This window comes from Streptomyces sp. VTCC 41912 (assembly GCF_045799175.1).
GTDB classification, from domain to species: domain Bacteria; phylum Actinomycetota; class Actinomycetes; order Streptomycetales; family Streptomycetaceae; genus Streptomyces; species Streptomyces albulus_C.
The window spans coordinates 171,930-197,200 of the sequence record NZ_JBJMAB010000012.1; the positions used below are offsets into that span (position 1 = coordinate 171,930).

At 71.9% G+C, this 25,271-nt stretch carries 25 protein-coding genes and 1 pseudogene; 12 read left to right on the forward strand and 14 right to left on the reverse strand.

Features of this window, described 5'->3' with window-relative positions; genetic code table 11:
* Positions 1-59: 59 nt before the first annotated feature.
* Positions 60-1,154 (forward strand): helix-turn-helix domain-containing protein, encoded by a 1,095-nt coding sequence (locus tag ACJ6WD_RS19725; protein ID WP_407616256.1) that lies wholly within the window; start codon positions 60-62, stop codon positions 1,152-1,154.
* A 10-nt stretch (positions 1,155-1,164) separates the two neighbouring features.
* Positions 1,165-2,418: a GNAT family N-acetyltransferase gene (locus ACJ6WD_RS19730; protein WP_376442961.1), complete on the forward strand. Its 1,254-nt coding sequence runs from the start codon at positions 1,165-1,167 to the stop codon at positions 2,416-2,418.
* Positions 2,419-2,431: 13 nt separating this feature from the next.
* Here the strand turns inward: ACJ6WD_RS19730 and ACJ6WD_RS19735 are convergent, their stop codons facing one another.
* On the reverse strand, positions 2,432-2,980 hold the full coding sequence (locus ACJ6WD_RS19735) for a GNAT family N-acetyltransferase (RefSeq protein WP_407616257.1): 549 nt from the start codon (positions 2,978-2,980) through the stop codon (positions 2,432-2,434).
* 115 nt (positions 2,981-3,095) lie between these two features.
* Here ACJ6WD_RS19735 and ACJ6WD_RS19740 point away from each other — a divergent pair, with 115 nt between their 5' ends.
* Both ACJ6WD_RS19740 and ACJ6WD_RS19745 read left to right on the forward strand, forming a co-directional pair.
* Positions 3,096-4,040 (forward strand): LysR family transcriptional regulator, encoded by a 945-nt coding sequence (locus tag ACJ6WD_RS19740; RefSeq protein WP_233657925.1) that lies wholly within the window; start codon positions 3,096-3,098, stop codon positions 4,038-4,040.
* Between the two features lie 183 nt (positions 4,041-4,223).
* Positions 4,224-5,765, forward strand: coding sequence for an AMP-binding protein (locus ACJ6WD_RS19745; protein WP_233657926.1), 1,542 nt, complete (start codon positions 4,224-4,226; stop codon positions 5,763-5,765).
* Positions 5,766-6,246: 481 nt separating this feature from the next.
* Here ACJ6WD_RS19745 and ACJ6WD_RS19750 read toward each other — a convergent pair.
* Positions 6,247-6,474: pseudogene (locus ACJ6WD_RS19750) on the reverse strand (chaplin); the annotation flags it as partial.
* A gap of 419 nt (positions 6,475-6,893) precedes the next feature.
* Entirely contained in the window at positions 6,894-7,073 is a 180-nt protein-coding gene (locus ACJ6WD_RS19755; RefSeq protein WP_233657927.1) for a hypothetical protein, read from the reverse strand.
* 324 nt (positions 7,074-7,397) lie between these two features.
* Between ACJ6WD_RS19755 and ACJ6WD_RS19760 the strand changes: the two genes are divergently transcribed.
* Positions 7,398-7,688, forward strand: a complete 291-nt coding sequence (locus tag ACJ6WD_RS19760) for a hypothetical protein (RefSeq protein ID WP_016575042.1) — start codon at positions 7,398-7,400, stop codon at positions 7,686-7,688.
* Between the two features lie 318 nt (positions 7,689-8,006).
* Here ACJ6WD_RS19760 and ACJ6WD_RS19765 read toward each other — a convergent pair whose 3' ends face one another.
* Positions 8,007-8,354: a hypothetical protein gene (locus tag ACJ6WD_RS19765; RefSeq protein WP_407616258.1), complete on the reverse strand. Its 348-nt coding sequence runs from the start codon at positions 8,352-8,354 to the stop codon at positions 8,007-8,009.
* A 127-nt stretch (positions 8,355-8,481) separates the two neighbouring features.
* Positions 8,482-8,766 carry a hypothetical protein gene (locus ACJ6WD_RS19770; RefSeq protein ID WP_374206800.1) on the reverse strand — a complete coding sequence of 95 codons (285 nt, stop codon included), beginning with the start codon at positions 8,764-8,766 and terminating at the stop codon, positions 8,482-8,484.
* 1,069 nt (positions 8,767-9,835) lie between these two features.
* On the opposite strand from ACJ6WD_RS19770, the gene ACJ6WD_RS19775 reads away from it, so the two are divergent.
* The 3 genes from ACJ6WD_RS19775 (at position 9,836) to ACJ6WD_RS19785 (ending at position 11,131) form a co-directional block, all read left to right on the forward strand.
* The gene (locus ACJ6WD_RS19775) at positions 9,836-10,081 is read left to right on the forward strand and encodes a hypothetical protein (protein WP_016575039.1); all 246 of its coding nucleotides are present in this window, start codon (positions 9,836-9,838) and stop codon (positions 10,079-10,081) included.
* Between the two features lie 320 nt (positions 10,082-10,401).
* Positions 10,402-10,674: a hypothetical protein gene (locus ACJ6WD_RS19780; protein WP_233657929.1), complete on the forward strand. Its 273-nt coding sequence runs from the start codon at positions 10,402-10,404 to the stop codon at positions 10,672-10,674.
* A gap of 127 nt (positions 10,675-10,801) precedes the next feature.
* The gene (locus tag ACJ6WD_RS19785) at positions 10,802-11,131 is read left to right on the forward strand and encodes a hypothetical protein (RefSeq protein WP_233657930.1); all 330 of its coding nucleotides are present in this window, start codon (positions 10,802-10,804) and stop codon (positions 11,129-11,131) included.
* Positions 11,132-11,398: 267 nt separating this feature from the next.
* On the opposite strand, the gene ACJ6WD_RS19790 is transcribed toward ACJ6WD_RS19785, so the two are convergent.
* The 4 genes from ACJ6WD_RS19790 to ACJ6WD_RS19805 form a co-directional block, all read right to left on the reverse strand.
* A complete protein-coding gene (locus ACJ6WD_RS19790; protein WP_016575036.1) occupies positions 11,399-11,677 on the reverse strand; it encodes a hypothetical protein in 279 nt (92 codons plus the stop codon).
* 133 nt (positions 11,678-11,810) lie between these two features.
* Complete coding sequence (locus tag ACJ6WD_RS19795) at positions 11,811-12,491, reverse strand: hypothetical protein (protein WP_233657931.1); 681 nt, start codon at positions 12,489-12,491, stop codon at positions 11,811-11,813.
* 593 nt (positions 12,492-13,084) lie between these two features.
* Positions 13,085-13,363, reverse strand: coding sequence for a hypothetical protein (locus ACJ6WD_RS19800; protein WP_016575045.1), 279 nt, complete (start codon positions 13,361-13,363; stop codon positions 13,085-13,087).
* A gap of 319 nt (positions 13,364-13,682) precedes the next feature.
* Positions 13,683-14,171 carry a hypothetical protein gene (locus tag ACJ6WD_RS19805; RefSeq protein ID WP_233657932.1) on the reverse strand — a complete coding sequence of 163 codons (489 nt, stop codon included), beginning with the start codon at positions 14,169-14,171 and terminating at the stop codon, positions 13,683-13,685.
* A 932-nt stretch (positions 14,172-15,103) separates the two neighbouring features.
* Between ACJ6WD_RS19805 and ACJ6WD_RS19810 the strand changes: the two genes are divergently transcribed.
* From ACJ6WD_RS19810 to ACJ6WD_RS19825, 4 genes are all read left to right on the forward strand, one after another.
* Entirely contained in the window at positions 15,104-16,219 is a 1,116-nt protein-coding gene (locus tag ACJ6WD_RS19810) for a PP2C family protein-serine/threonine phosphatase (RefSeq protein ID WP_376559215.1), read from the forward strand.
* Between the two features lie 357 nt (positions 16,220-16,576).
* Complete coding sequence (locus ACJ6WD_RS19815) at positions 16,577-16,843, forward strand: hypothetical protein (protein WP_016575048.1); 267 nt, start codon at positions 16,577-16,579, stop codon at positions 16,841-16,843.
* A gap of 443 nt (positions 16,844-17,286) precedes the next feature.
* Positions 17,287-18,987 (forward strand): AMP-binding protein, encoded by a 1,701-nt coding sequence (locus ACJ6WD_RS19820; RefSeq protein ID WP_407616259.1) that lies wholly within the window; start codon positions 17,287-17,289, stop codon positions 18,985-18,987.
* 234 nt (positions 18,988-19,221) lie between these two features.
* The gene (locus ACJ6WD_RS19825) at positions 19,222-19,899 is read left to right on the forward strand and encodes a hypothetical protein (protein ID WP_407616260.1); all 678 of its coding nucleotides are present in this window, start codon (positions 19,222-19,224) and stop codon (positions 19,897-19,899) included.
* A gap of 141 nt (positions 19,900-20,040) precedes the next feature.
* Here ACJ6WD_RS19825 and ACJ6WD_RS19830 read toward each other — a convergent pair whose 3' ends face one another.
* The 5 genes from ACJ6WD_RS19830 to ACJ6WD_RS19850 form a co-directional block, all read right to left on the reverse strand.
* Entirely contained in the window at positions 20,041-20,418 is a 378-nt protein-coding gene (locus ACJ6WD_RS19830) for an MmcQ/YjbR family DNA-binding protein (RefSeq protein ID WP_016574273.1), read from the reverse strand.
* 47 nt (positions 20,419-20,465) lie between these two features.
* Positions 20,466-20,984: a GNAT family N-acetyltransferase gene (locus ACJ6WD_RS19835; protein WP_233657935.1), complete on the reverse strand. Its 519-nt coding sequence runs from the start codon at positions 20,982-20,984 to the stop codon at positions 20,466-20,468.
* A gap of 76 nt (positions 20,985-21,060) precedes the next feature.
* Entirely contained in the window at positions 21,061-21,819 is a 759-nt protein-coding gene (locus ACJ6WD_RS19840; protein WP_016574271.1) for a hypothetical protein, read from the reverse strand.
* A gap of 484 nt (positions 21,820-22,303) precedes the next feature.
* Positions 22,304-23,761 carry a catalase gene (locus ACJ6WD_RS19845; RefSeq protein WP_020929221.1) on the reverse strand — a complete coding sequence of 486 codons (1,458 nt, stop codon included), beginning with the start codon at positions 23,759-23,761 and terminating at the stop codon, positions 22,304-22,306.
* 218 nt (positions 23,762-23,979) lie between these two features.
* Entirely contained in the window at positions 23,980-25,191 is a 1,212-nt protein-coding gene (locus ACJ6WD_RS19850) for a thiamine pyrophosphate-binding protein (RefSeq protein ID WP_407616261.1), read from the reverse strand.
* Positions 25,192-25,271: the final 80 nt, after the last annotated feature.

The following is a 25,271-nucleotide window of genomic DNA, read 5'->3' on the forward strand; positions in this document are numbered from 1 at the left end:
CCCCGAGCACCGCGGATGGCGGGCCGGCGGACCCACGCCCCGGAGGGAGGCCGCACCCGATGGCCGTGCTGCACCTGAGCCCGCTCGCCCTCGCCCACTCCCGCTTCGCGCTCTCACCGCTCGCCGAAACCCTCGGCACGGTGATCGCGCTCGCCCGGCCGGGCCCCGCCCCCTGGTTCGCGGCCTGGCACGCCCGCCACCTGCCGGCCCTGGCCGCCGTCGGGGCCGCCGACCCGTTCGCCCGCGGCCTGATCGGACTGGTCAGCTCGACGACCTGGCTGCCCCGCTGCCTGGCGATCCCCCCGCCGAACGGCCTGCGCACCTCCCTCGCCGACGAGTTGGCCGCGGTACGCACCCTCCCCGACGCCGCCTTCCGCGCCGCGCTGGAGACCTCCGCGGCCCACCCGCACCCCCGCCACGCGGCCCGCCACCACCGCCACCGCGACCTGTCCTGGCTCACCGGGCACGCCTGGGCCGACCGCACCGCCGACCTGCTCCAGTGCCTGTGGCGCACGCACGTCGCCCCGGACTGGACCCGCCGCCGCACCCTCCTGGAACGCGACGTCGCCCACCGGGCCGGACTGCTCGCCACCCGCGGCTGGCCCGGCGCCCTCGACCAGATGAGCCGCCACAGCACCTGGGAGGGCCCGGACGCCATCCGCTTCGGGCGACGCCCCGGCCCGGACCGCGTCATCGGCGACGCCGGCATGCTCTTCGTCCCGGTGAGCCTGGCCACCGGCACCTGGCTCTGCGAGGGCCCGCCCGGCCACTACGCCCAGGTCTACCCGGCCCGCGGCGGCGCCACCGTGCACGCGCTCCCGCAGCACACCACCACCCCCGGACGGGCCCTCGCCCGCCTGGTGGGCACCGGTCGCGCCGGCCTCCTGCACGCCCTCCGGCAGCCCGCCACCAGCACCGAACTCGCCGCCCGGCTCCAGCAGTCCCTGGGCACCGTCGGCGGCCACCTGGCGGTCCTGCGGGACGCCGGCCTCGTCGTCGGCACCCGGGTCGGCCGGCGGGTGGTGTACCGGCGCACCGAACGCGGCGACCTCCTGGTGGACGACGCCGAGCCGGACCCGGGCCATGCGGCCGACGGGCTGAATCCCGCCCCCGGCGGAGAAAACGGGATGAGCGCGACGCATCCGCCCGGTTAGCGTCGCCCGTGTGACCACGAGCCACCGTACCGACCTGACCCTCCGCACCATCCCGGACGCCGACCTCGACCAGGCCGTCGACCTCACCGCCCTCGCCTTCCACCTGAAGCTCGACGGCAAGGGCCGCGCCCACCAGAGCGAGGTGCTGCGCAACGCCCTCCGGATCGGTGCCTACGACGACGGCACACTGGCCGGCATGGCCGCCGCCCACCGCCTGAGGATCGCCGTGCCGGGCGGTCAACTCCCGGTCGCCGCACTGGACTTCGTCTCCGTCGCGGCCACCCACCGGCGTCGCGGCGCCCTGACCGGACTGCTCGCCGAACTGTGGCGGCACTGCGCGGCCGAACGGCTCCCGCTGGCCTGTCTCTGGGCCTCCGAGAGCGCGATCTACGGCCGGTTCGGCTTCGGCGCCGCCACCGAGGCGTACCGCCTGGAAATCGACTCCGGCCGCCCCCTGGCGCTCCGCATCGCCCCCGACGACCGTCCGCTGCGTCTGCTCGACCCGGCCGACGCCCCGGCCGTGCTCGGCGCGTTCCACGAGGAGCAACTGACCGCGGGCGCCGGCCGGTTCAGCCGCGACGCCGCATGGTGGCGCCGGCACGTCCTGGACCTGGAGGACACCGACGACGACGAGGACGACTACGGCCCCCTGCGGGTGGTGGTGCTGGGCGCCGCCGGCGAGCACCCCGGCGGCTACGCCCTCTACCGCACCCGCGGCGCCGACGGCCACGCCCCCGGCGCGGTCGACGTCCAGGAACTGGCCGCCGCCTCCGCCCCGGCCGCCGCCGCACTGTGGACGTACCTCGCCGGCATCGACCTGACCAGCACCGTCCACGCCTCGGCCCGGCCCGTCGACGACCCCCTGTTGCAGTTCGCCGCCGACCGCGACCAGGTGCGGGTCACCCGGCAGGAACCCTGCCTGTGGCTGCGGCTGGTGGACGTGGGCGCCGCCCTGACCGCCCGCTCCTGGGCCGCCCCGGTGGACGTCGTCCTCGACGTCCGCGACGCCGCCCTGCCCGCCAACGACGGACGCTTCCGCCTGACCGCCGGCCTACCCGGCACCGCTGCCTCCTGGACGCCGACCACCGATGCCGTCGATGTCGCCCTGGACGTCCGGGAGTTGGGGGCCTGCTACCTGGGCGGGGTGCCGTTGCGCCGACTCGTCCAGGCCGGGCTGGCCCGCGAACGCACCCCGGGCGCGGTCCGCCGCCTGGACGCCGCGTTGGAGACCGAACGGCTGCCGTTCACCGGAGAGGACTACTGAGCCGCCCGCCGTACTACCGCGCCGGCCGGAGCGCCGCCATCAGCAGCACGTCGTGCCGGGCCCCGTCCCAGTACAGGGCCTCGCGCAGCCGGCCCTCCACCACGAAACCGCACGCCTCGTAGGCGCGCCGGGCCCGCTCGTTGTAGGTGAAGACCTCCAACTGGACGCGGTGCAGGCCCACATGGTCGAAGGCGTGGTCGAGCAGCAGCCGGATCGCCTCCGGGCCCAGGCCGCGGCCGGTGGCGCCGGGGACCAGGGCGATCCGGAAGGAGCCGTGGGCGTTGTCCCGATCGATCCGGCTCAGCGCCAGGTCGCCCAGGTAGGCGCCGGTCTCCCGGTCCTCGATGGCCAGATCCAGCCGGTCGGTGCGCTCCGCGCAGGTGGCGATCCACGCCCCGAGCTCCGCCCGGCTCCAGTCGCGGTGGGTGCCGGTCAGGCGCCTGGTCTCCGGATCCTGGAAGGCGGCGTGGAAGGCGTCCGCGTGCCGCTCGGCGAGCGGCAGCAGCCGGATCCGGCCGCCTTCGAGGACGGGCTTCGCGGCGAGTGCGCTGGCGTCGATCATGGGTGGATGATGGCCGGGTCGCGGCAGGCGCGGCAAGGGAATTGACTCGCGGGCGACGCCGTTGACGCCGGTGGCCTACGGGGGCCGTGGCCCGAGGGGCCGGGGAGGGGCGCGCGTGGAACTCCAACAGGTGCACTGTTTCGTCGTGGTCGCGGAGGAAGGGCACCTCAGACGGGCCGCCGAGCGCCTGGGCCTGCCGCGGTCGGCCGTGGCGCACCGCATCCGCGAACTGGAACGCGAGCTGCGGACCGCGCTGTTCGACCCCGCACTGCCGGAGCCGCGGCTGACCGCCGCCGGAGACCGCTTCCTCCCGGAGGCCCGGACGCTGCTCGCCGCCGAGGAACGCGCCCGCGCCGTACTCGCGCACCGCACCGTCGCCGCGCCCCCGGGCGCCCCGCCGCGGACCTTGCGCCTCGGCACCAGCCCGGGGCTGGCCGGGCACCTGGACCGGGTGCTGGACGCACTCGCCCGGATCGCCCCGCAGCTCGCCGTCGAGCCGGTCACCGCGCCGGCCCCGGAGCGGCCGGCGCTGGTCGCGTCCGGAGCGCTGGACGCCGCCTTCGTCCGCGGCCCGGCCCCCGGACCCGCCCGGGACGGGCTCCGCCACGTCCCCCTCTGGCAGGACCCCCTGGTCGCCGCCGTCCCCGCCCGCCACCCGCTGGCCGCCTCGCCGGGCACCATCAGCCTGGCCGAACTCGCCGGCGTGCCCCTGGTCCTCACCGACCGCGACGCCAACCCGCCGCTGGTCGACCTGGTCACCGCCGCCTTCCACGACGTCGGATTCACGCCCCTGCCGGGCCCCCGGCACGGCTCGCTGGAGGCCACCTTGGCCGCGATCGGCGCCGGTGCCACGGCCGCGGGGCTGTGGACCGTCGTCTACGACACCTACGCCCGCCGGCTGTCCGCGCCCGGCGTGCGCTACCTGCCGTTCCGCAACCCGGGCATGGAGTTGACCACCTCCCTGGCGGTCCGTCGCGCCAACCCGCCCGACGGCGTCGACGCGTTGCTGAGGGCCTGCGCGGCAGCGGGGGAGAGCGGCGGACCGGCGGCCCGTCGCTGACCGCCCGGCCCGTCGGTCCGGCGCCGTCCGCCGCCGTCCCGGCCGTCCGCCAGGATGACCGTTGCTGACGCAAAACCGCTGCTTGAACCCCTGATGGGGGTCTCGACTGCCAGACTCCATGCCACCGTGCGGACGTCCTCGGGGGCGTCCCCCGCACCGGGCACACCGAGCACAGGAGAGAGCATGCGGACACCGATGACGATCGCGGACTTCCTCGACCGGGCCGAGTTGGGGTTCCGTACCGGCCCGGGCGTGATCGACGAGCCGCAGCAGCCCGCTTTGCCGGTGCCCACCTCCACCTACGGGCGGTTCGCCGAACGCGTCCGCGCCTGGCAGGCGGGCCTGGACGCCCTCGGCGTCGGCGAGGGCGAACGCGTCGCGGTGGCCAGCCACAACTCCGCCCGGCTGCTGGAACTGCTGTTCGCGATCCCGATGAGCGGCCGGATCTGCGTTCCGGTGAACTTCCGCCTCAAGCCCGAGGAAGTCGCCTACGTGGTCGAGCAGAGCGGCTCAACGGTCCTCCTCGTCGACCCGGAACTGGACGCGGCCCTCGCCCACGTCACGGCGCGCCACCGCTTCGTCCTCGGCGAGCAGACCGAGACCGAGCTGATGCGGTTCGGCGTGGCACCGCGCCCCTGGTCGCGCCCCGACGAGGACGCCACCGCGACGATCAACTACACCTCGGGCACCACCGCCCGCCCCAAGGGCGTGGAGCTGACCCACCGCAACATCTGGGTGAACGGCATGACCTTCGGCCTGCACACCCGCGCCTGGGAGCGCGACGTCTACCTGCACACGCTGCCGATGTTCCACTGCAACGGCTGGGGCATGCCCTACGTGATGGCCGGCCTGGGCGCCAAGCAGGTGGTGCTGCGCAAGGTCGACGGCACCGAGATCCTCCGCCGCGTCGAGGAACACGGCGTCACCCTCATGTGCGGCGCCCCGACGGTCTGGAACATGGTGCTGGACGCGGCGGCCACCTGGGAGGGCGCCGTACCCGGCCGGGACCGGGTCCGCATCGTGTGTGCCGGCGCCCCGCCGCCCAGCCGGACCATCCAGCGTGTGGAGGAGGAACTGGGCTGGGAGTTCACCCAGCTCTACGGCCTCACCGAGACCTCGCCGTTCCTCACCTTCAACCGCACCCGGCCCGCCGACCTCGGCCTCCCCGCCGAGGAGCGGGCCCGCAAGCTCTCCCGGGCGGGCCTGCCCGCCCTGGGCGTCAAGCTCGCACTCTCGGACGCCGGCGAGGTCCTGGCCCGCTCGAACACGGTGCTCAAGGGGTACTGGGAGAAGCCGGAGGAGACCGCGGACGCGCTGGTGGACGGCTGGTTCCACACCGGCGACGGCGGCACCTTCGACGAGGCCGACAGCCATCTGACGATCTCCGACCGGAAGAAGGACGTCATCATCACCGGCGGCGAGAACGTGTCGTCCATCGAGGTGGAGGACACCATCTTCAGCCACCCGGCCGTCGCCGAGGTCGCGGTCATCGGCGTACCGCACGAGAAGTGGGGCGAGACGATCAAGGCCCTGGTCGTCCTCGCCGAAGGGGCGACGGCGGCGGAGGCCGACATCATCGCCCACTGCAAGCAGCACCTGGCCGGCTACAAGGCCCCGACCTCGGTGGAGTTCCGGGACGCCATCCCGCGCACCGCCACCGGCAAGATCCAGAAGTTCAAGCTGCGCCAGCCCTACTGGGCCGGGTTCGACCGGGGCGTCAACTGACGAGACGTCAGTGAGCCACTCGGGAGGGGCGGGTCCGCGTTCCCCCGCCCGCCCGCCGACCGGCAGTTCACCACCGTCGGCGGTGAACTGCCGAGGAGCACCAGCCGTAGCCCGGGCCGCGAAGACCCGGGCTGCGGTGCGAACTTCGAAACGTTCGGGCGCGAAGCGCGCATCCCGGTTCCCGGACGCGCGCCGCCCCGCCGTTTCCCGCTCAGTTGTGAGCGGTGCGACGACCCCGGCGGTACAGCAGGACGCCACCCATCAGCAGCCCGGCGCTGGTCGCGATGGCCAGCCCGGTCTCCGCCCCACCGGTCTTCGCCAGCTGCGGGCGAACCGGGACGTTGCGGTGCTGCCGGTGCTCAGGCGCGGCGATCGGAGCGGCCGGCAGGTGGTGCCGGGCCACGGGGGCCTCGTGGTGCACCTGCGGCTTGCTCTCCTGCATCCTGTGCTGGTGGTGGTGCCGCACGTGGACTTTCGACACGTTGGCGCAGCGGTTGCCGAAGGCCGGGTTGAGCGCTCCGACCACGTCCACCGTGTTGCCGCACACATTCACCGGGACGTGCACCGGCACCTGGATCTGGTTGCCGGAAAGGACACCCGGAGAGCCGGCAGCGGTGCCCTCCGATCCGGCGTCGGCCGCGGACGCTCCCGCTCCTGCGAGCAGCAGGCCGCCCGTGGCAACCGAAGCGGCGATGACCTTTTTGATCACGAGACTCCTCCTTGACAGTGCGGTCACATCCGCGGACCGCACACCACACAACGACGCTGAACGCAGAAAGATCCGAATGCACCATTTCGATCACTCTTTCAGCTTGATGTGTATGCCTACTCGGTGGAATGCGCAGGTAGATATTTTTGTATGCCAATGCATTTCTCATGATGAGTGGGTCACCGAAAGATAATCGCGAAAAAAGCCCGCCGTAATAGCGGCGAGCTTTCGGGAAACCGCGTAAATCAAAAAGCCGCACGGGACGAGCCGCCGGTGACCCGGCGCCCGCGGGCCGAGGAGCGCAGCTCGACGCGGCCGTCGCGGCGGGGTCGGAGGGCGATGGTGCGGGGCCGGCCGGAACGGACCGGCCGCCCGGCCCGGGGCGGGCTTCGACGTCCCGCCCCGGCCGGTTCGGGGCGTCAGTTCCGGGTGAGCAGCGGCAGTCGACCCACGTGCAGCGGGCCGAGGTCGCTGGCGACCTTCAGCGGGTCGCCGAGCACTCCGGTGACGCCCGGGCCGGTCCCGTCGGCGTAAGCGGGTGCGGAAAGGACCCCGGTGAGGGCGAGGGCCCCCAACAGGGCGGCAAGGGCACGGCGCATATCGGCTCCTGCTCCATTCGTCGTGGTGGCGTGCAACTGGCACCGGCCACCCTGTCAGCAGCGCGGCGCGGAAAACCGGAAGACGCCGCGGCGCGGAGGACTCGGCCGAGGTAATTCGGCTGAACAGGGGAATTTTCGGCGGGCGGCCACTTCGCCCACGAACCCTCGGTGCCGCAAATTCGGCGCATGCCAAGGAAATCAAGAAATCTCGATCATACAATCCGGCGCGTCGTTCAACGACTTCACGCACATTTCGTATTAGCCTCCCCAACTGTACGAAGTCGTTACATAACGACCTCAACCCCGCAATTCACCGGAGAAGAAATGCGCAAGCTTCACAAGGCTGTTGTCGTGGCTGCCCTCCTCGGTAGCGTCAGCTTCCTCGGCGCCAGCACCGCCAACGCCGATGGCGAGGAGGGTGGCGGCAAGGCCCGCTTCGACATCAAGCAGAGCGCCTCGTGTCGGTCGCACGACACCAACGTCGACATCCTCGGCGAGGTCGGCATCGCCAACGGCCTGGGCGGCAACCTCCTCGGTGGCGAGGGCTCGCCGGGCGCGCAGAGCACCCACATGGGTTCGTCGATGGGCTGCAGCAACGGCGCATTCAGCAAGTAACCGGAACGAAGAGGGGTCCCGGCGTCCACACGGACGCCGGGACCCCTTTCTTTTCGCCTCCGTCCGGGCGCCGTTCGGCCGGCGGCTCCGGGCGACGCCGGGCGCCGGCCGCCCAACGGGCCAGGAGCAAAGGGCAGTTACGTGTCCGTCGCCCCGGCGTTCGCCGCCTCCCGCACCAGAGGCGGCGAGCCGGCGGGCGACGGATGACGGACGGCACCGACACGCAGAAGCGGGGCCGGTCGCCGAACGGCGTGCCGACCCCGCCGAGTCGTCATCGGGCGCGGGCTCGCCGCCACCCGGTCGACGACCGCGTGTGCCTCAGAAGTCGACGCGCGGCCGCTTGAAGCCCTTGGGCAGCAGGAAGTGGTTGGAGCAGTTCATGCGTGGACCGATGTCCGTGTGCTCCCGGTCCGACAGGCCGGACTCGGGCCACACCACGCGCTGCCGGGCGGCCGTCGAACAACGCTGCATCTGCCGGATGACGACGCGGTCGCCGTCCTTGGTGCGGTAGGTCCCCTCGGTCTTGTGGACGCAGGTTCTGTCGCTGGCGACGCCACCGTCGCAGTTGGCGCCGTCCGCGGCGTGTGCCTGGGGGGCGATGACGCTGGCCGCGGTGAGGCCGCCCATCAGTGCCACGATGGTGGCGATCTTCTTCCGACTGAACATGTACTGCGTTCCTTTGTGATCGAGGCTGGGCGCGGGGCACCGCGAACGGGCCCGCGCCCTGGCCCTGGACATGCCGAAAGGGGTTCCGGTGCCCGACCCGTAGGCCGGACACCGGAACCCCGAGGTGTTACTTGTTGAGGGCGGAGTTGTTGCAGCCCATCCGCGAGCCCTGGTGGGTGCCCTGCTTGCCGGGGGAACCCTCACCGTTGAGGGCGTTGCCCAACACGCCGTTCAGCAGCCCGACCTGGCCGAGGACGTTGAGGTTCATGTCGTGCGACCGGCACATGGTGTGCTGCGCGATCTTCACGTCCTCGTGACGCTTCTCGGCGGACTGCTGGGCAGGCGCCTGCTGGACGGTCGCCTGGGGGGCGACCTGCGGCGCGGGCGCCTGCTGGACCGGGATCTGCTGCATCGGGGCCTGCGGGGCGGCCTGCGGGGCGGGCGCCTGCTGGACCGGCTGCGGGGCGGCCTGCGGAGCCGGGGCCTGCGGGGCGGCCTGCGGGGCAGGGGCCTGCTGGACCGGCTGCGGGGCGGCCTGCGGAGCCGGGGCCTGCGGAGCGGCCTGCGGGGCGGTCGCCTGGGGGGCGGCCTGCGGAGCGGCCTCCTGGTCACCGCGCTCGCCGCCGGACGAAGATGCCCCGGCGGCCGAGACGGCCCAGGCGTTGGCCTGCGGGCCGTACCCGTCAGCGAAGCTGACTCCGGCACCGGCGGTGGCGAGGCAGCCGATGGCTGCGACGACGATGGCGACTCTCTCAAGTTTGCGCATGGAACCCTTGATCCTTGGTTGCGTGGACGGGGATGATGCCGCGACTGCTAAGTGTGAGGATATGCACACTCAACGTAATCAATCGTGGATTTCGCCCCCTACACTTTCCGTGTCGTTCCCGCAACAGGAGGAACTCTCCCTTCGCGTCCGTGACGCGTCGAACCCGGCGTGCTCCACCGTCCCGGATGACGAGCGGCGAACTCCCGTGCGGCATTCCCGACGACTGCCCGGAGGCGCTCAACGAGCTTGTTGGCCAAGCGAATTGAGGTCGCAGCGGGGCAACGGTGATCCGGCTGTCGATTCGCGTGACGGCCCGCTCGGCATTGCCGCCGGACCCCTCTTCTGCACTCTGCGGAAGGTGAACGACGTGGGCCCCCAATAGGGGCACGGGAGTGGATTGATACTCACCCGTTTGCCGTGAGTGTCACCATCACCGGCGCCTGCGGAAAAGTCGCGCCGGCGGGATTGCCGGGTATTGCGAAGTAGGGCGCGGCCAAGGCGCTCGATTCCCCTCTCCGGTGTGACTATCGGGGTTCCATAAAGACGGCGCGGGGTGCGGAAAAGTCGCAGGTCCAGGCGCCTTCTGTCGCCTTTCTTCGTCTTTCGACACAGGGCGCGCAACGGAGTGGAACCCCCAGATTGGCGACTGCTAGTGTGCGCGCAGTCACAGCCAGCAATTAGGGCTTAAGTAAAGGTACGAAGGGTCGAGGGTTCCATGCGCAAGCTTCACCAGGTCATGATCGTCGCGGCTGCGGCCGGCGGTCTGTCGGCCGCCGGTGCCGGAATTGGCACCGCCTACGCCCACGATGGCGGCAGGATGCACAAGAACGATCTCTTCCGCCCGTACCAGGAGTGCAGCCCGCAGACCTTCGCCGAGGCCAACCTCCCGATCGGCGTGCTCGCCGTTCCCGAGACCTTGGGCACCACCTGCGGTCAGTTCAACCACGCTTTCACCAAGTAAGGCGCGTCGGGCGATCGCGCCCGGCACCGCTCGCGGGCCCTTCGGGAAATCCTCCCCGAAGGGCCCGCTCGCTTGCGGCGGAACAATTGCTTCGGGCCGGTGCGGCCGAATGGGTGATTCGCTGCGAAGAGCTCGCGTGCGGCCCGGCCCGTTGAATGCCCAAGTGGTCCGGAACTTGCCATGGTTGCAAGGGGCAAGTCCGCTTCGTCGGGTCGTATCATCCGGCGCGTCGCCCAGCAACCGTGAGTCTTTCGTATTAACTATCAGCAACTGCACGAAGTCGATCGGTAACCGATCGTTTCCGCTCACATGGAGAAGAAATGCGCAAGCTTCACAAGGTTGCTGTCGTGGCCGTCGCGCTGGGCAGCGTTGGCTTCTTCGGTGCCGGCACCTCGTACGCCATGGGTGGTTCGGGCATGGGTGTCGGCCAGGGCTCCCAGTGCCGGACCCACGACCTGAACGTCGACGTCCTCGGCGAGGTCGGCATCCTCAACGGGGTGTTGGCCAACGCGCTCAACGGAGAGGGCTCGCCCGGCGCGCAGGCCACCCCGATCGGCTCGGGGATCGGCTGCAACAACAGCGTCGGCAAGTAACCGAGAGGGGGTCTGGCGGCCGGCCCACGGGCTCGGGCGCCAGACCCCTTCCGGCATCCCAGGGCCCGGGCGCGGGCCCGTTCGCGGTGCATCGCGCCCTGGCCTCGATTACAAAGGAACGCAGTTCATGTTCAGTCGGAAGAAGACCGCAGTCGTCGTGGCACTGATGGGCGGCCTCACCGCGGCCGGCCTCGTGGTTCCCCAGGCGCACGCCGATGCCACCGGGCTCTGCACCCGTGACATCCAAGGCAACGTCACCTGCCTCCAGCGGACCACCGGTACCAACGAGGAGGGCAATTACACCCTCAACCAGCAGCAGAGCTGTGTGCCGACGTCACCGGTGAAGCTTCCGGGACACGGACTGCTCAACCCTGGGACCACACAGGTCGGCCCGGCCATCACGTGCAACAACTCGGCACCGGTGCCCGCCGGCGACCAGATGGCTCCGATGGACTGAGCTGCTGCGGAGAGCCGGGGTGCGGCGTCCGGCGCGCGAGCGCCGGCGTCGAGCCGGTTGGAGGGCGGTCTGCTTCCCGCTCCGTCGGAACGAGGGGTGACGGCGCGGCGCACCCCGTCAAAAGGCGCATGGCCGGACCGAGTTGCCCGAGGTCCCGCCATGCGCCGCGTGCGGGATGCGGACCCGCCGTCGCAAGCCAAAGGCCCCGGAACCGAGTTGGTGGCTCGGTGCCGGGACCGGATCAGTGCCAGCGCGGGGGAGCGGGCGTCAGAAGGCGTTGTTGTCGCACCGCAGGTTCGCGCCCATGTGGGTCGGCTGCGCACCGGGGGAGCCCTCGCCGTTGAGGGCGTTGCCCAGGGTGCCGTTGAGGAGGCCGACGGCACCCAGGACGTCGACGTTCATGTCGTGCGACCGGCACTCGGTGCCCTGCCCGAGGCCGATGTCGTGCCCCGGCTCGCCGTGGGCTTGGGCGGTGCCTGCGCTGAAGGCGCCGACGCTGCCGAGGGCGGCGGCAGCCACGATGGCGGCCTTGTGGAACTTGCGCATTTCTTCTCCGGTGATCGAGCGGTTGTGAGGTGTTGGGCGGGCGGCTTCGGCCGGTGCCGGGGCCGCACATGGAGTGCCGCGCCCCGACGCCGGTGGCCCGGAAGGGGAAGCGCCCTGGAGTGGTCCTGGCGGGTCAGGCCATGCGGGGCAGGTCGAGCGCACCCAGCGGAGGAGCTGCCAGCCGCCCGAGCCCGACCGGGTTCACCTGCGGGACGTCCGGCGAAACCAGCGGGTTGACCAGCGGATTGACCTGGGGGTTGATCTGCGGGTTGACCTGCGGAGCGGGTTGCGGCGAGAAGACCTGCGGAACGGCGACCTGCGGCGCGACCTGCGGCGTCACCTGGGGGGCTGCCTGGGGCGCGACCTGCGGGGCGGCCTGGGGAGCCGCCTGCGGGGCGGACTGCGGGCCGCCCGGGGAGGTCGATGCCTCCGCGGCGCCGCGCGACGTGGCCCAGGCGCTGGCGTGCGGGCCGCCGAACTGCGGTCCGTACTGCTGCTGCGGGGCGGGTGCCTGGGGGGCGGGCTGCTGGGCGTATTGCGGCGCGGGCTGGGGAGCCGCCGGCTGTGGTGCGGGGGCGTACTGCTGCGGGGCGGGTGCCTGGGGGGCGGGCTGCTGGGCGTATTGCGGCGCGGGCTGGGGGGCCGCCGGCTGTGGTGCGGGGGCGTACTGCTGCGGAGCCGGGGCCTGCGGAACGGTGGGCGTGGTGGCGCCGTTGTACCCGGCCGGAGCATCGGCATAACTCACGCCGGCGCCGATGGTGGACAGACCGCCAGCCGCTGCGACGACGAGCGCGATCTGATGAAGCTTGCGCATGGAACCCTCGGCCCTTCATTACCTGTATGGAAAACTGATTACTTATCGCTGACGTGAGTGTGCGAACAGAGGTAATCCCGGACTTCACGCCTTGCGCACCACGTGCAAATCCAGGACGGAAGCCTTCCGTCGGACCGCGACAACGCCAATCGTGAGGCCCTCCAACGGCCTTCGGCAGCGACGGCGCAGCCCGTCACCTCTCCTCCGCATCGCATCGGACGACCTCGTCGACATGGTTGCCGCAGGCCGCTCCGGAACCCGGACGAAGAGGTACCGGTCGGTGGCCCATGGGTCCATTCGCTGTTCTCTCCCAGCGAGGAACGGTGAATTGTCGTCGCCAGTAACGGGAATCAAGGGATGGTCACCCATTTGCCCGCCGGCATGCATCAGTTGGAGTGTCGGCGTCGCGGCCGGCGCAGCGAACCGCCTCGGCGCCGGGGTGCGTGCTCGTCAACATCGGTATGTTTATCGGTAATTACTCGACGGTGGTGCGGCGCCACCCTCCGAAAAAGAACGCAAAAAAAGGTTCTCGACGCCGGCCTTGCGGCTCGGCGTCGAGAACCCTATGGGTGACCTGTGCGGTACCTAGCGGCTCAGAATGCGCTGTTGTTGCAGCCCATGGTCGAGCCCAGGTGAGTCGACTGCGCGCCCGGCGAGCCCTCGCCGTTGAGCGCGTTGCCCAGCAGGCCGTTGAGGACGCCGACCTCACCGAGGACGTCCAGGTTCAGGTCGTGCGACCGGCACTGGGAACCCTGCTTGATGTCGAACTGCCCGCCGCCCTGGCCGCCGAGGGCAAACGCGTTGCCGGCGCCGAGGAAGCTGATGCTACCGAGAGCGGCAGCCACGACGGCGGCCTTGTGAAGCTTGCGCATTTCTTCTCCGGAAGTTTGAGCCGATGTGGACTGCGATCCGCAGATGCGATCTGCGATGTACCGACTTCGTACAGTTGGGAAGGCTAATACGAAATACCAATCGACCTTGAGCGACGCGCCGGAATATGCGACGGAAAAAAACGGAAGTTGCCCCGGAACCTGAGCAGTTAAGGACCGGGGTTGAGCGGGAACGGGCCGAGATGCGGGCGGTTTCGCCTCTTTGTTGGTGAGGAGCGGGGGCGGATGGCCGGTCGTTCATGAAGGCCCTTCGAGGAAATTCCCCCGAAGGGCCCACGGTGGCAGGGCCGCTGCCGCCGCCTTACCTGGCAGTCGCGAAGGCGTTGGCCTGGGTGTTGTTCTGGGTGCAGGAGAAGCCGTGGGTCTCAGGCGTGGCCAGCAGACCGATCGGCACGTTGGCGTCGAGCAACGACTGCGGGCTGCACTCCTGGTACGGGCGGAAGAGGTTGTTCTGGTCCTGCGGACCGGACTGCGGCAGCAGCCGCGCCACCTGCGGCGAAAGCTGCGGGTTGAGCTGCGGGTTGAGCTGCGGCGACACCTGCGGGCCGGCCTGCGGACCGGCGGGCTGCTGCGGGGCCGCCTGCTGCGGGCCGCCGTGCGTCCCGTAGGTGTGGGCGGTGGCGCCCGAGGCGGTCCAGGCGGCGGCCTGGGGGCTGTCCGGTTGGGGAGCGGTGGGCGTCGCGGCGCCGTTGTACCCGGCCGGGGCGTCGGCCTGGCTGGCGCCGGCGCCGATGGTGGACAGACCGCCAGCCGCTGCGACGACCAGCGCGATCTGCTGAAGCTTGCGCATGGAACCCTCGGCCCTTCATTGCCTGTATGGAAATCTGATTATTTATCGCTGTGTTGAGTGCGCGAACGGGAATTCCCCAGGATTCGACGTGTGCGTGCCCTGCGTGAACCACGGGGGAAGTCTCCCGAGGGGCCGCGGCCACGCCGATCGTGAAGTCGCCCGCGCGGTCCAGGAATCGATGGACCGGACCACCGCCACTCCTTCGATTCGCGCCGGACGCCTGTCGACATCGATCCCGCGGGACGCCCGCCACCGGGGAGGAAAAGACCGTCCCGGCCGGCGGACCCACGAGGTCCATTCGCTGTTCTCTCCCAGCGAGGAACGGTGAATCTCCGCCCCCGGTAACGGGAATCACGGCACGGTCACCCATTTGCCCACCGGTGTACGACCTTTGAGGCGGTGGCGCCCTTGCCTTCGGGCGTTGAGGTGTTCTCGACCCGCAGGGGTGGGCTGAATGGTTTATATGACGTTCCGAAGTCGTCGTATTCGACGCGGGGAGGGGAGTGGAGAGGGCCGGCCCGACAATGCGGTGGTCGGGGAGTGCGGCCAGGGGAGGTGACGGTCAGCGTGGAAGGGCTGACAACACGCTGACCGTCACTGTTCTCCCACCTGAAAGAACGCCGTCATCCTAAGCCACGGATGTGCTCGCGGAGCTGGCTGCGGGCGGATGCGTGCGGCGGGGGAGCGGAGGGTGATCAGCCGGACTCGTGCAGGTTTCCGTGCAGTGCTACTGGGCAACTCGCCGAGGAATTCGGTCCGTTGTTGTGCGGGTGGTGCGCTGTCGGGGAGGAATTTCCGGGAGTTCCGTGCCGTGACCGGTGGGGGCCGTCCTTGTGGTGTCGCGGATATCGTCCGGGCGAATGGGAGCATGGTGCATGCCCATTCGACGGCTGACGCGCTTGCACCGACGACCTGAGGCGGGGCGCGCGCTGATGCTGGTTCCGCTCGGACTGATCGCCGCGGTCCTGGTGGCGGATGCCCTTTCGCCGGCGGAAGTCCATCTCAGACCCTTGCTGGTCGCCGCTCCCGCCCTCACCGCCGCCTTCGCCGGTCCCGGTCCGACCGCACTCATGGGCGGTCTGGCGGTGGCGGCCGAGCTCGGCGTCGCCGCGGGCCAGGGAGCCCTGGGCACCGGGAACTTCGCCGCGCAGATCAGTGCCCTGATCGTGGTGTCGGGGTTGGTGTTCCTGTTCACGGTGGTGCGGGAGCGCAGCGAGCGGCGGCTGTCGCGGAGTCGTTCGGTGGCGGCGGTGGCGCAGCAGGTGCTGCTGCGGCCGTTGCCGGTGCGCAGCGGGGACTTGGAGTTCGCTTCGCTGTACGTGGCGGCGGAGGAGGAGGCGGAGATGGGGGGCGACCTCTTCGCCGCGGTGCGGACGGCCGTCAGTACCCGCTTGATCGTCGGGGACGTCCGCGGCAAGGGGCTCCCGGCGTACAGTCACGCGGCGCTGATCCTCGGCGCGTTCCGGGCGGCGGCGCACCGTCAGGCCACGTTGCCCCGGCTCGCCCGCCATCTCGACGGCGCGGTCCGCTGGGACAGCAGTCAGTGGGACACGGCTCCCGCGCGGCCGGCCGCCGGCTGCACGTCGGATGCCGCCCCGGCCGATGCCGATGTCGGGGAGCTGTTCGCCACGGTCGCGCTCTTCGACATTCCCGACGGGCGTTGTGAGCTGAGTGCGATCAGCTGTGGGCATCCGCCCGCGCTGCTGCTGCGGGACGGCCGGGCCCACAGCCTCGCCCCCGGGCGCTGCGCCCTGCCCCTCGGGCTGGGGACCTTCGACGGCCCGCAGGACTACGACGTCGACACCTTCCCGTTCCTCCCCGGTGACCTGCTGCTCCTCTACACCGACGGGGTGATCGAGGCGCGCAACGCGAACGGTGACTTCTATCCGTTGAGCGAACGGGCCGGCGCCTGGAGCGGCAGCAGCCCCCGGTACGTGCTCCGCCGACTGCGCGAGGACCTCCTCGCCCACGCCGGTGGCCGCCTCACCGACGACGCCGCGGTGGTCGCGGTCCGCCGGCTGCCGCCGCCCGGGACGTCGGGCCGGTGACGTCGGGCCGGTGACGCCGGCCGGTCGGCAGCGCGGCATACGGGTGAGGCGGTGGAAGGCCCGGTCCGCTCGGTGTCGCTGACGGTGCGGCAGCGGGGGCGCGCGGCGGACCGGGGGGCGGCCCGGCGGAGCCGACGGGGCGTCACCTCGGGCTACTGCAAACGTGAAGCGGGCGCCCCGCCGTCGTCCGGAACCGCTGTGGGCTGCGCTCTTTGCCCTGCGGGGCACCGGGCGGCGCGCGGTTGCGGGCCCCGGATGCCAGCGCCGATGAGCGGCATAGGGCATATCGGATTAGCCTCCGATATCAGCGCGATGTGGATCTTTTGCTGCTCGCTGCACTCGACCCAAGGAGGAGAAATGCGCAAGCTTCACAAGGCTGCTGTGGTGGCCGCGGCCCTCGGTAGCATCAGCATTCTCGGTGCCGGCACCGCCAACGCCCAGGCGGCCGAGGCCATGCACGGCGGCTGGTGCCACACCCACGACCTGAACCTCGACATCCTCGGCCAGGTCGGCATCCTCAACGGCCTCCTGGGCAACGCCATCAACGGCGAGGGCGCCCCGGGCGCGCAGATCAGCCCGATCGGCTCCGGCATCGGCTGCGGCCACGGCGGTGGCGGCATCTGAGCGCGTCGGTAGCCGCGTAGGCACCGCACTGGGTCTCGGCGCCCGGACCACACAGGTCCGGGCGCCGAGACCCTTTTCCGTCTCCCCACCCCGTGCTTCGTCTTCTTCTTCGTGCGGCGAACGGGTGGGCGGGCCGGGGGTCACGCGGGGCCGTTCGACGCCATGCTGTACCTGGCGCGCACCGGTGGTTCGCGGGGTGGTGCTTCCGTGCCGCGGGCAATCGTGCGGGTGGACGGCAGTGATGGCAGAAGACGGGCTCGTTGGGAGCGGCTGATGAAGGTGTTGGTGGATCTGTCGGGGCAGGCGCCGCCGGAGGGCGGCGGGGCGGCGGCTCCCTCGGTGACGAGGGGGCGCGGCGAGGCCCGGCTGACGTTCCGTGGGGGCGGTGGGGGCGTCGCGTCGCCCGCGCCGCAGACCCGTGCCGTTCTGGAGGGGGAGCACCGGTGACCGAGCACCCGCACGGTGAGCTGTCGTACGCGAGCGGGGCGGCGGACCGGCCGCTGCTCGGCCGGACCATCGGCGCCGACCTGGCCCGCACCATCGCCCGCTTCGGCGATCGCGAGGCGCTGGTCGAGGTGGCCGGCGGCCGCCGCTGGACCTACGCCGAACTGGGCCGCGCGATCGACGAGGTGGCGCTCGGGCTGCTCGCCAAGGGCGTCGGCAAGGGCGACCGGGTCGGCATCTGGGCACCGAACTGCGCCGAGTGGGTCCTCGTCCAGTACGCCACCGCCCGGATCGGCGCGATCCTGGTCAACGTCAACCCCGCCTACCGGGTCCACGAGCTGGCGTACGTCCTGCGGCAGGCCGGGGTGACCGTGCTGGTCTCCGCCGTCACGCACAAGACCAGCGACTACCGGCGGATGATCGAGCAGGTGCGCGCCGACTGCCCGGCGCTGCGCGACGTGGTCTACCTCGGCGATGCGACCTGGGGCGGGCTGCTGGCCGCCGGTGCGGCGGTCCCGCACACCCGGCTCGCCGCCTGCGAGAAGACGCTGACCGCCGACGACCCGGTCAACATCCAGTACACCTCGGGCACCACCGGCTTCCCCAAGGGCGCGACCCTCTCGCACCACAACATCCTCAACAACGGCTACTGGGTCGGCGAGACGCTCGGCTACACCGAGGACGACCGGGTCTGCCTGCCGGTGCCCTTCTACCACTGCTTCGGCATGGTGATGGGCAACCTCGGCATCACCACCCACGGGGCCTGCATCGTCATCCCGGCGCCCTCCTTCGAGCCGGCCGCCACCCTGCGCGCCGTCCAGGACGAGCGCTGCACCTCGCTCTACGGCGTGCCCACCATGTTCATCGCCGAGTTGAACCTGCCGGACTTCGCCGACTACGACCTCTCCTCGCTGCGCACCGGCATCATGGCCGGCTCGCCCTGCCCGGAGGAGGTGATGAAGCGGGTCGTCTCCGAGATGCACATGGCCGAGGTGTCGATCTGTTACGGCATGACCGAGACCTCCCCGGTCTCCACCCAGACCCGGCGGGACGACGACCTCGTCCACCGCACCGCGACCGTCGGCCGGGTGCTGCCGCACATCGAGGTCAAGGTCGTCGACCCGACGAGCGGGGCGACGGTGCCCCGCGGCACCCCGGGCGAGCTGTGCACCCGCGGCTACGGCGTGATGCTCGGCTACTGGGAGGACCCCGAGCGCACCGCCGAGGTCATCGACCGGGCGCGATGGATGCACACCGGGGACCTGGCGGTGATGAACGACGACGGCTACGTCCGGATCGTCGGCCGGAGCAAGGACATGATCATCAGGGGTGGGGAGAACGTCTACCCGCGGGAGATCGAGGAGTTCCTCTACTCCCACCCCAAGATCGCCGACGTCCAGGTCGTCGGTGTCCCGGACGAGAAGTACGGGGAGGAGATCGCGGCCTGCGTCATCCTCCGCGACCCCGCCGACCCGCTCACCCGCGACGAACTGGCCCGCTACTGCCGTTCCCGGTTGGCGCACTACAAGGTGCCGCGCTACCTGGAGATCACCGACGCCTTCCCGATGACCGTCAGCGGCAAGGTCCGCAAGGTCGAACTCCGGGAGCGGCTCGCGGCGAAGTGGGGGACGGCGCCCCCGCCGGCGGTGCCGGGCGCCGCCGCCGCGTCGGCCCGGGAGGACACCCTGGACACGGTCTGACGCGTTGAGCGGTGCGGGGCCCAACGCGCCCTGCCCCACGGGTAGTTCGACCGGACCCGGCCGCCGGCCCGCGGCGGCCGGGCCGCCGTCGGCCCGCACCGGACCGGCCGATAGGGTCCTGACCTGGCCCGTTCCCGGTTCCGGGGAGGGGCGAAAGGCCGTCAACCAGGCCAAAATTCAAGGCCGTTCACCAGGACGGATATCCCGCGGGATTCCCGTCAAGAGGGGACATTCATGACCCGTATCGCACGTTGGGCGACCACTGCCGCCGCCGTGGCCGCCGCCCTGGGGAGCTTCGCCGCCCCCGCCTACGCCGACGTCGTCCAGCCCGGCACTCCGGACGGTCCCACCCGCGAGGTGCTCACCGCCGGCTGCGCGAGCGGCGAGGACGCGGCGACCGTGGCGCCGACCGTGGTCGACGCCGACAGTGCCGCCAGCTTCTACCGCTGCGACCCGGTCACGCACCGGGTGGCGGCCCAGGGCGGGCACGCGACCTGCGCGCCCGGCGGTCTCTTCGACTGGAACCGCGGGCTGTGCGAACCGGCCGCCACGGTGCCGGAGATGGCGACCCGGCTGACCGCCGGCAAGGCCACCCTGTCCACCAAGCCGCTGAAGGTCATCGGACTGCACGCCACCCTGGTGCGGGCCCGTGCCGCCGGCCCGCAGGACGCGATCTGGAACGCCACCATCACCTTCAAGGACACCACCGGCAAGGTGCTGTGCGTGGCGAAGACGGACGTCGCCGGTCGGGCGTCCTGTGACGCCGACCGGCCGCGCTCGGGTGCCGAGGTGCTCAGCGGCGGCTACACCGCCGAGTACGCCGGCAACGGTGCGGTGAACGGCGGCTACGACACCGTCGCCCGGGCCACCGCGCAGGGCGGCATCCGCGCCGTCCTGCCGCCCCAGGTCTGACGGACCGTCCGCAGTGGTGCCCCGCGGTCGCCTCTGACCGGTCCGGCCCTGCCGCCCGCTCGCGCGGGTGGGCGGGTCGGACCGGTCCCGGTGGGAGGAGTGACCGCGGGGCACCGTGCCGCCTGGTGGGCCGCGGCCCGGTCAGCGGCGCTCGCCCGGCCAGTCCAGCAGGAGCCGTTGGGCGCGCGGGAGCGAGGCGACGACCAGGTCGTAGGAGTCCTCGATCAGCTCCCGCACCATCCGGTCCGGGAGCGTTCCGGTCAGCGAAACGGTGTTCCAGTGCCGCTTGTTGAGGTGGTAGCCGGGGATCACCTCGGGGTGCGCCGCCCGCAGTCGCTGGGCCAGCTCCGGGTCGCACTTGAGGCTGACGGTCAGCGGCGCCGCGTCCAGTGACGTCAGAGCGAAGACCTTGCCCCCGACCTTGAACGTGGAGACCTCGGGGTGCCGGGGGAAGGGGTTCTCCTCGGTCGCGCCGTTGAACTCCAGGCAGGCGGCGCGGAGGGCTTTCGCATCGATCACCGGCACATTATGGCCCGGGCCACCGACATCACTGACGGGGCGTCACATCAGGCCGGTGCGACCGCTTCCCGGCGCATGCAGACCCGCGGCCAGCGGTCCAGCCCCAGCTCCGCCTCGTGGGCGCGGATCGCCCGCAGGCCCGGCGTCAGCGCGGCGTCGGCGAGCCGGCGGAACCCGAGCCGGGCGTAGTACGGGGCGTTCCACGGCACGTCGGCGAAGGTGGTCAGCGTCAGCGCGGGCAGGGCGCTGTCCCGCTCGGCCCGGTCGATGAGCGCCCGGCCGATGCCGCGCCGGGCCCGCTCCGGGTGGACGGAGACCTGCTCGACGTGGCAGCAGCCGTCGACCGGGTCCCAGAGGAGGTAGCCGCGCGGCACCTCGCCCGCCCCGGCGCCGTCGTACGCGGCGAGGGCCCGACCGGCGCGCCGGTACTGCGCCAGCACGTCCAGCGGCGGCGGTTCGTCGTCCGCGATCCGCGCCATGCCGAGCGCGCGGAACGGCTCCCCGGCGGCGCGTTCGAGGGCGCGCAGGGCGGGCAGGTCGGCGGGGTCCGGAACACGGATGATCATCAGGCCAGTGTCGCGGGTCGTGGCGCGCGGGGCGAACGGGTTTCCGCCGCGGGGGCGCCGCGGCGGAACGCCGGGCTCAGCCCGGCGGCCGGGCGCCCTGGGTGATCAGTTCGTCGGCCGCGTCGTTGACCGGCTGCGGGGTGCCGGTGAGGTCCATGACGAACAGCGGGACGTGCAGCTCGTCGGCGCGGGAGCGGGCGTCTCGGGCGTAGCCGGCCAGGGAGAAGAAGACCGCGACCGCGGAGTCCGCCAGGCCGTTGAGCCAGACGCACTCGATCTCGCGCAGGGCGGTGGCCCGCGTCGTCGGATCGACCTGGGCGACCACGCCGCTGCCCCGCAGGTCGACGCCGGCGGCGGTCCGCTCCTGGGCGCGGGCGACGTCGGTGAAGCCCAGCCACTTCAGGTACTGCGCGGCCGCGGTGATGCAGTCCCGCGCGGTCCGGATGGTCACCGGGCGGAACGCCGGGCGCTGCGGCGGCGGGCCGGTGGCCGGTCGGGGGCGTGCCGGCGGTGCGGGCGGGGGCGCGGCGGCGGGGGCCGCCTCGGGCAGCTCGGGCGGAAGCGGTGCGACGGGCGTCGGGGTGACCGGTACCCGCACGACCGTGCCGCAGGCGCACCCGCTCTCCGGCGCCGGCCAGGCGTCCTGGCGCCCGCAGACCTCGCACCGCACGTCCACCCAGGACGCTTCCCAGGTGCGGTGCAGTATCTCGACCGGTACGCCACCGCGCAGCACCGGCAGTGTCAGTGGGGCGCCGCAGGCGCAGGGGAAGGTCGGCGGGGTGAAGGCGTTCTCGCGGCGGCACGTAGGGCACCGCACCGGCACGCTGTCGGCCATGGTCGGCTCCAGGCAGGTCGGGCAGGCTGTCGGTCGGCTCTGCTTGCCGTCCATGGTCTCGCCCCGGGCGCCTGCCGGGGGCGGGAATGCGCCGAGAAGGTCACGGTGGGCCGCGGGGGAGGGGGCGCGCGGGGGGCGCGGACACGCCACAGGGCCCGGAATCCGTGACCGTACGGAATTCCGGGCCCTGTGAGTGGTTCCCGTCCGACAGTACGGGAGCTGGGCGCGACGGGACATTCCCCCAGCTACTGCTGGGAGACACCCCCGCACCGTCGGACGGAGTCTGTGGGAGGGGTGGGTGGTGCGAGGTGGGCAGCAGGCGGGCTCCGCGGCGGGGAGGCGGCTCGCCCTCCTTGACGGGCGAGCCTGCCACCGCACTGGAATCTCCCCGGGATCCCGCGGAGCTCCGCGCTACTTCCCCGTACCGGCCGACCACCCCTCAACGGGCCGACCGGTACGGGTGCGCAAGGTGACTGACCTCCCGTCAGTCCTCGCGCAGCTCGCGGACGCGCGCCTCGACGCGCTTGCCGTAGTCCTGGTCGGCGGCGTGGAAGTGCGCGAGGTTCTTCTCGATCACGTCGTCGCGGCTGACCTGCGAGAGGCCGCCGGCGATGTTCTCCACCAGGCGCTTCTTCTCGTCCTCGGACATCAGGCGGTAGAGCTCACCGGCCTGGAAGAAGTCGTCGTCCTTGGTGTGCGCCGGGGCCTCGTGGGTGCCGACGTAGCCGGAGACGGCCAGCGGGGCCGACAGCGGCTGGTCGGTCTGGGTCGGACCGTCGTACGAGTTGGGCTCGTAGTTCTTGGCGTGGCGGTCGTAGGCGTTCGACGCCATGAGGCCGTCCCGGCCGTAGTTGTTGGCGGTGGTCGCCTTGGGGGCGTTGACCGCGAGCAGGGTGTGGTTGACGCCCAGGCGGTAGCGGTGCGCGTCCGCGTAGGCGAACAGCCGGCCCTGGAGCATCTTGTCCGGGGAGGGACCGATGCCGGGGACGAAGTTGTTCGGCGAGAACGCGGACTGCTCGACCTCGGCGAAGACGTTGTCGGGGTTGCGGTCCAGGACCATCCGGCCGACCCGCTGCAGCGGGTAGTCCGAGTGCGGCCACACCTTCGTCAGGTCGAACGGGTTGAAGCGGTAGTTGGCCGCCTCGGCCGCCGGCATGACCTGCACGTACAGGGTCCAGGAGGGGTACACGCCCCGCTCGATGGACTGCAGCAGGTCGGTCTGGTGGCTGTTGGCGTCCTTGCCGACGAGCTCGGCGCCCTGGTCGGCGGAGAGGCTGCGGACGCCCTGGTTCGTCTTGAAGTGGTACTTGACGAAGAACGCCTCGCCCTCGGCGTTGGTCCACTGGTAGGTGTGGGAGCCGTAGCCGTTCATGTGGCGGTAGGAGGCCGGGATGCCGCGGTCGCCCATCAGCCAGGTGACCTGGTGGGTGGCCTCGGGGGCGTGCGCCCAGAAGTCCCAGACGTTGTCCGCCTCCTGCTTGCCCGTGAAGGGGTCGCGCTTCTGCGAGTGGATGAAGTCGGGGAACTTGATCGGGTCCTTGATGAAGAACACCGGGGTGTTGTTGCCGACGAGGTCGTAGTTGCCCTCTTCGGTGTAGAACTTCACCGCGAAGCCACGGGGGTCCCGCACGGCATCCGCGCCACCGAGGCTGTCGGCCACGGTCGAGAAGCGGATGAAGAGCTCGGTCCGCTTGCCGACGGTGTTGAGGAAGTCGGCCCGGGTGAAGCCGGTGACGTCGTCGGTCACCTCGAAGTAGCCGTACGCGCCGGAGCCACGGGCGTGGACGACGCGCTCCGGGATGCGCTCGCGGTTGAAGCGCGCGAGCTTCTCCAGCAGGTGCTGGTCCTGGAGGATGATCGGGCCGCCGACGCCGGCGGTGGCGGAGTTCTGGTTGTCGGCGACCGGGGCGCCGGACTCGGTCGTCAGCGTGGGCTTCGACATGGTGACCTTCCGTACGAGAGCGCGGAAGTTGGCTTCCGCATGTCGGAGCGTAGAAAGCGCTCCGACCAAACGTCAACAGTTTGTTGAAACAATCTGTGGTGCTGAGGTGCGGGTATTCCGGACGGCGGTCGCGCCTGGGCGCGACAGGACAGGTGTCAGCGCGACCACCGCCCGGAAGCTTGTTCTCGCGGGCCCGGGAGAACCCTGCGGTGACGGGCTCAGGTCCCGTACGCGCGAGTCGGCACCGGGTCCACCGGCACGGGGTCGTACGCGTCCGCCGCGCGTGCGGTGCGGACCTCCACCAGCACCGGGCGGCGGGTGGAGACGGCCTCCTTGCGGGCCCACTCGACCGCCGAGCGGAACTCCGCCGGGTCCAGCACGTCCCGGCCCGCGCAGCCGTACGCCTCGGCCAGCTTCACCGGGTCGGTGAACGGATCGGCCTCCGCGGGGTCCCCGAGCAGCACCACCACGAACGGCACTTCGTACTGTGCCGCCGCGGCCAGCTCGCCGGCCGTCAGCGGGAAACCGCTGCCGTCCACGACCACCACGACCTCCGCCGACCGCTCGCCCCGGGAGTCCAGGGCCGTGCGGACCCCGATCGCGGTCGGCACCTCCCAGCCCGGCGGGCCGCTGCGACGGGGCACACGGTGCCGCTGCGCGGCGTCGACGCCGGCCGCACCGACCTCCGGCAGACCGCTCACGACGTAGGTGTCCGCCGCCGGCCGGGCGGCGAAGACCTCGGCGAGCTCCGCCAGGGCCCAGCGGGTCCCGGCGTCCGCCGGGTCGGGCGGGACGACCAGGGGAACCACCGCTCCCGGTGCCGGAGACCCGACGCCGTCCACCAGGGCCGGGCCGGCACCGGGAGCGGAGGGGGGGACCGGCACGGGGCCGCACACGATCTCCGCCGCGGCCAGATCGGCCGGGACGTCGATCAGTACGGGCCCGGGCCGGCCCTCCCGCGCGATGCGGAACGCCTCACGGAAAGCGCCCGGGATCCGCGCGGGGTCCTCGATCCGCTCGGCACGCTTGGTGACGGCACCGGCCAGCCGGACCAGGTCCGGCGGTCGGTACCCCGCGTGCCGCAGCGGTACGGCGGGGGCCTGCGGTGCGGACGCCTCCCGACCGGTGACGCACACCAGCGGGACGGCGTCCTGCTGTGCCGCGTACAGGCCGCTGAGCAACCGGACCGCCCCGGGGCCGGCCGCCACCGCGGCGACGCCGACCTTCCCGGTCGTCCGGGCCCAGCCGTCGGCCATGTGCGTGGCGCCCTCGGCGTGGCCCGCCGACAGGTGGGCGATGCCACCAGTCCGCTCCATCGCCGCGTACAGCGGCAGCAGCGCGGAGCCGGGGCAACCGAAGACGGTGTCGACGCCCTCGTCCTTCATGATCTCAACGGCCGCCCGTACGGCGGGAAGGCGACGTGCCCCCATGATCGGGTCTCAGCCCTTGAGGTCGTAACCGGAGAGGCGTTCCACGCCGCGCAGGAGGGCGGAGTGGTCCAGGCCGCCGT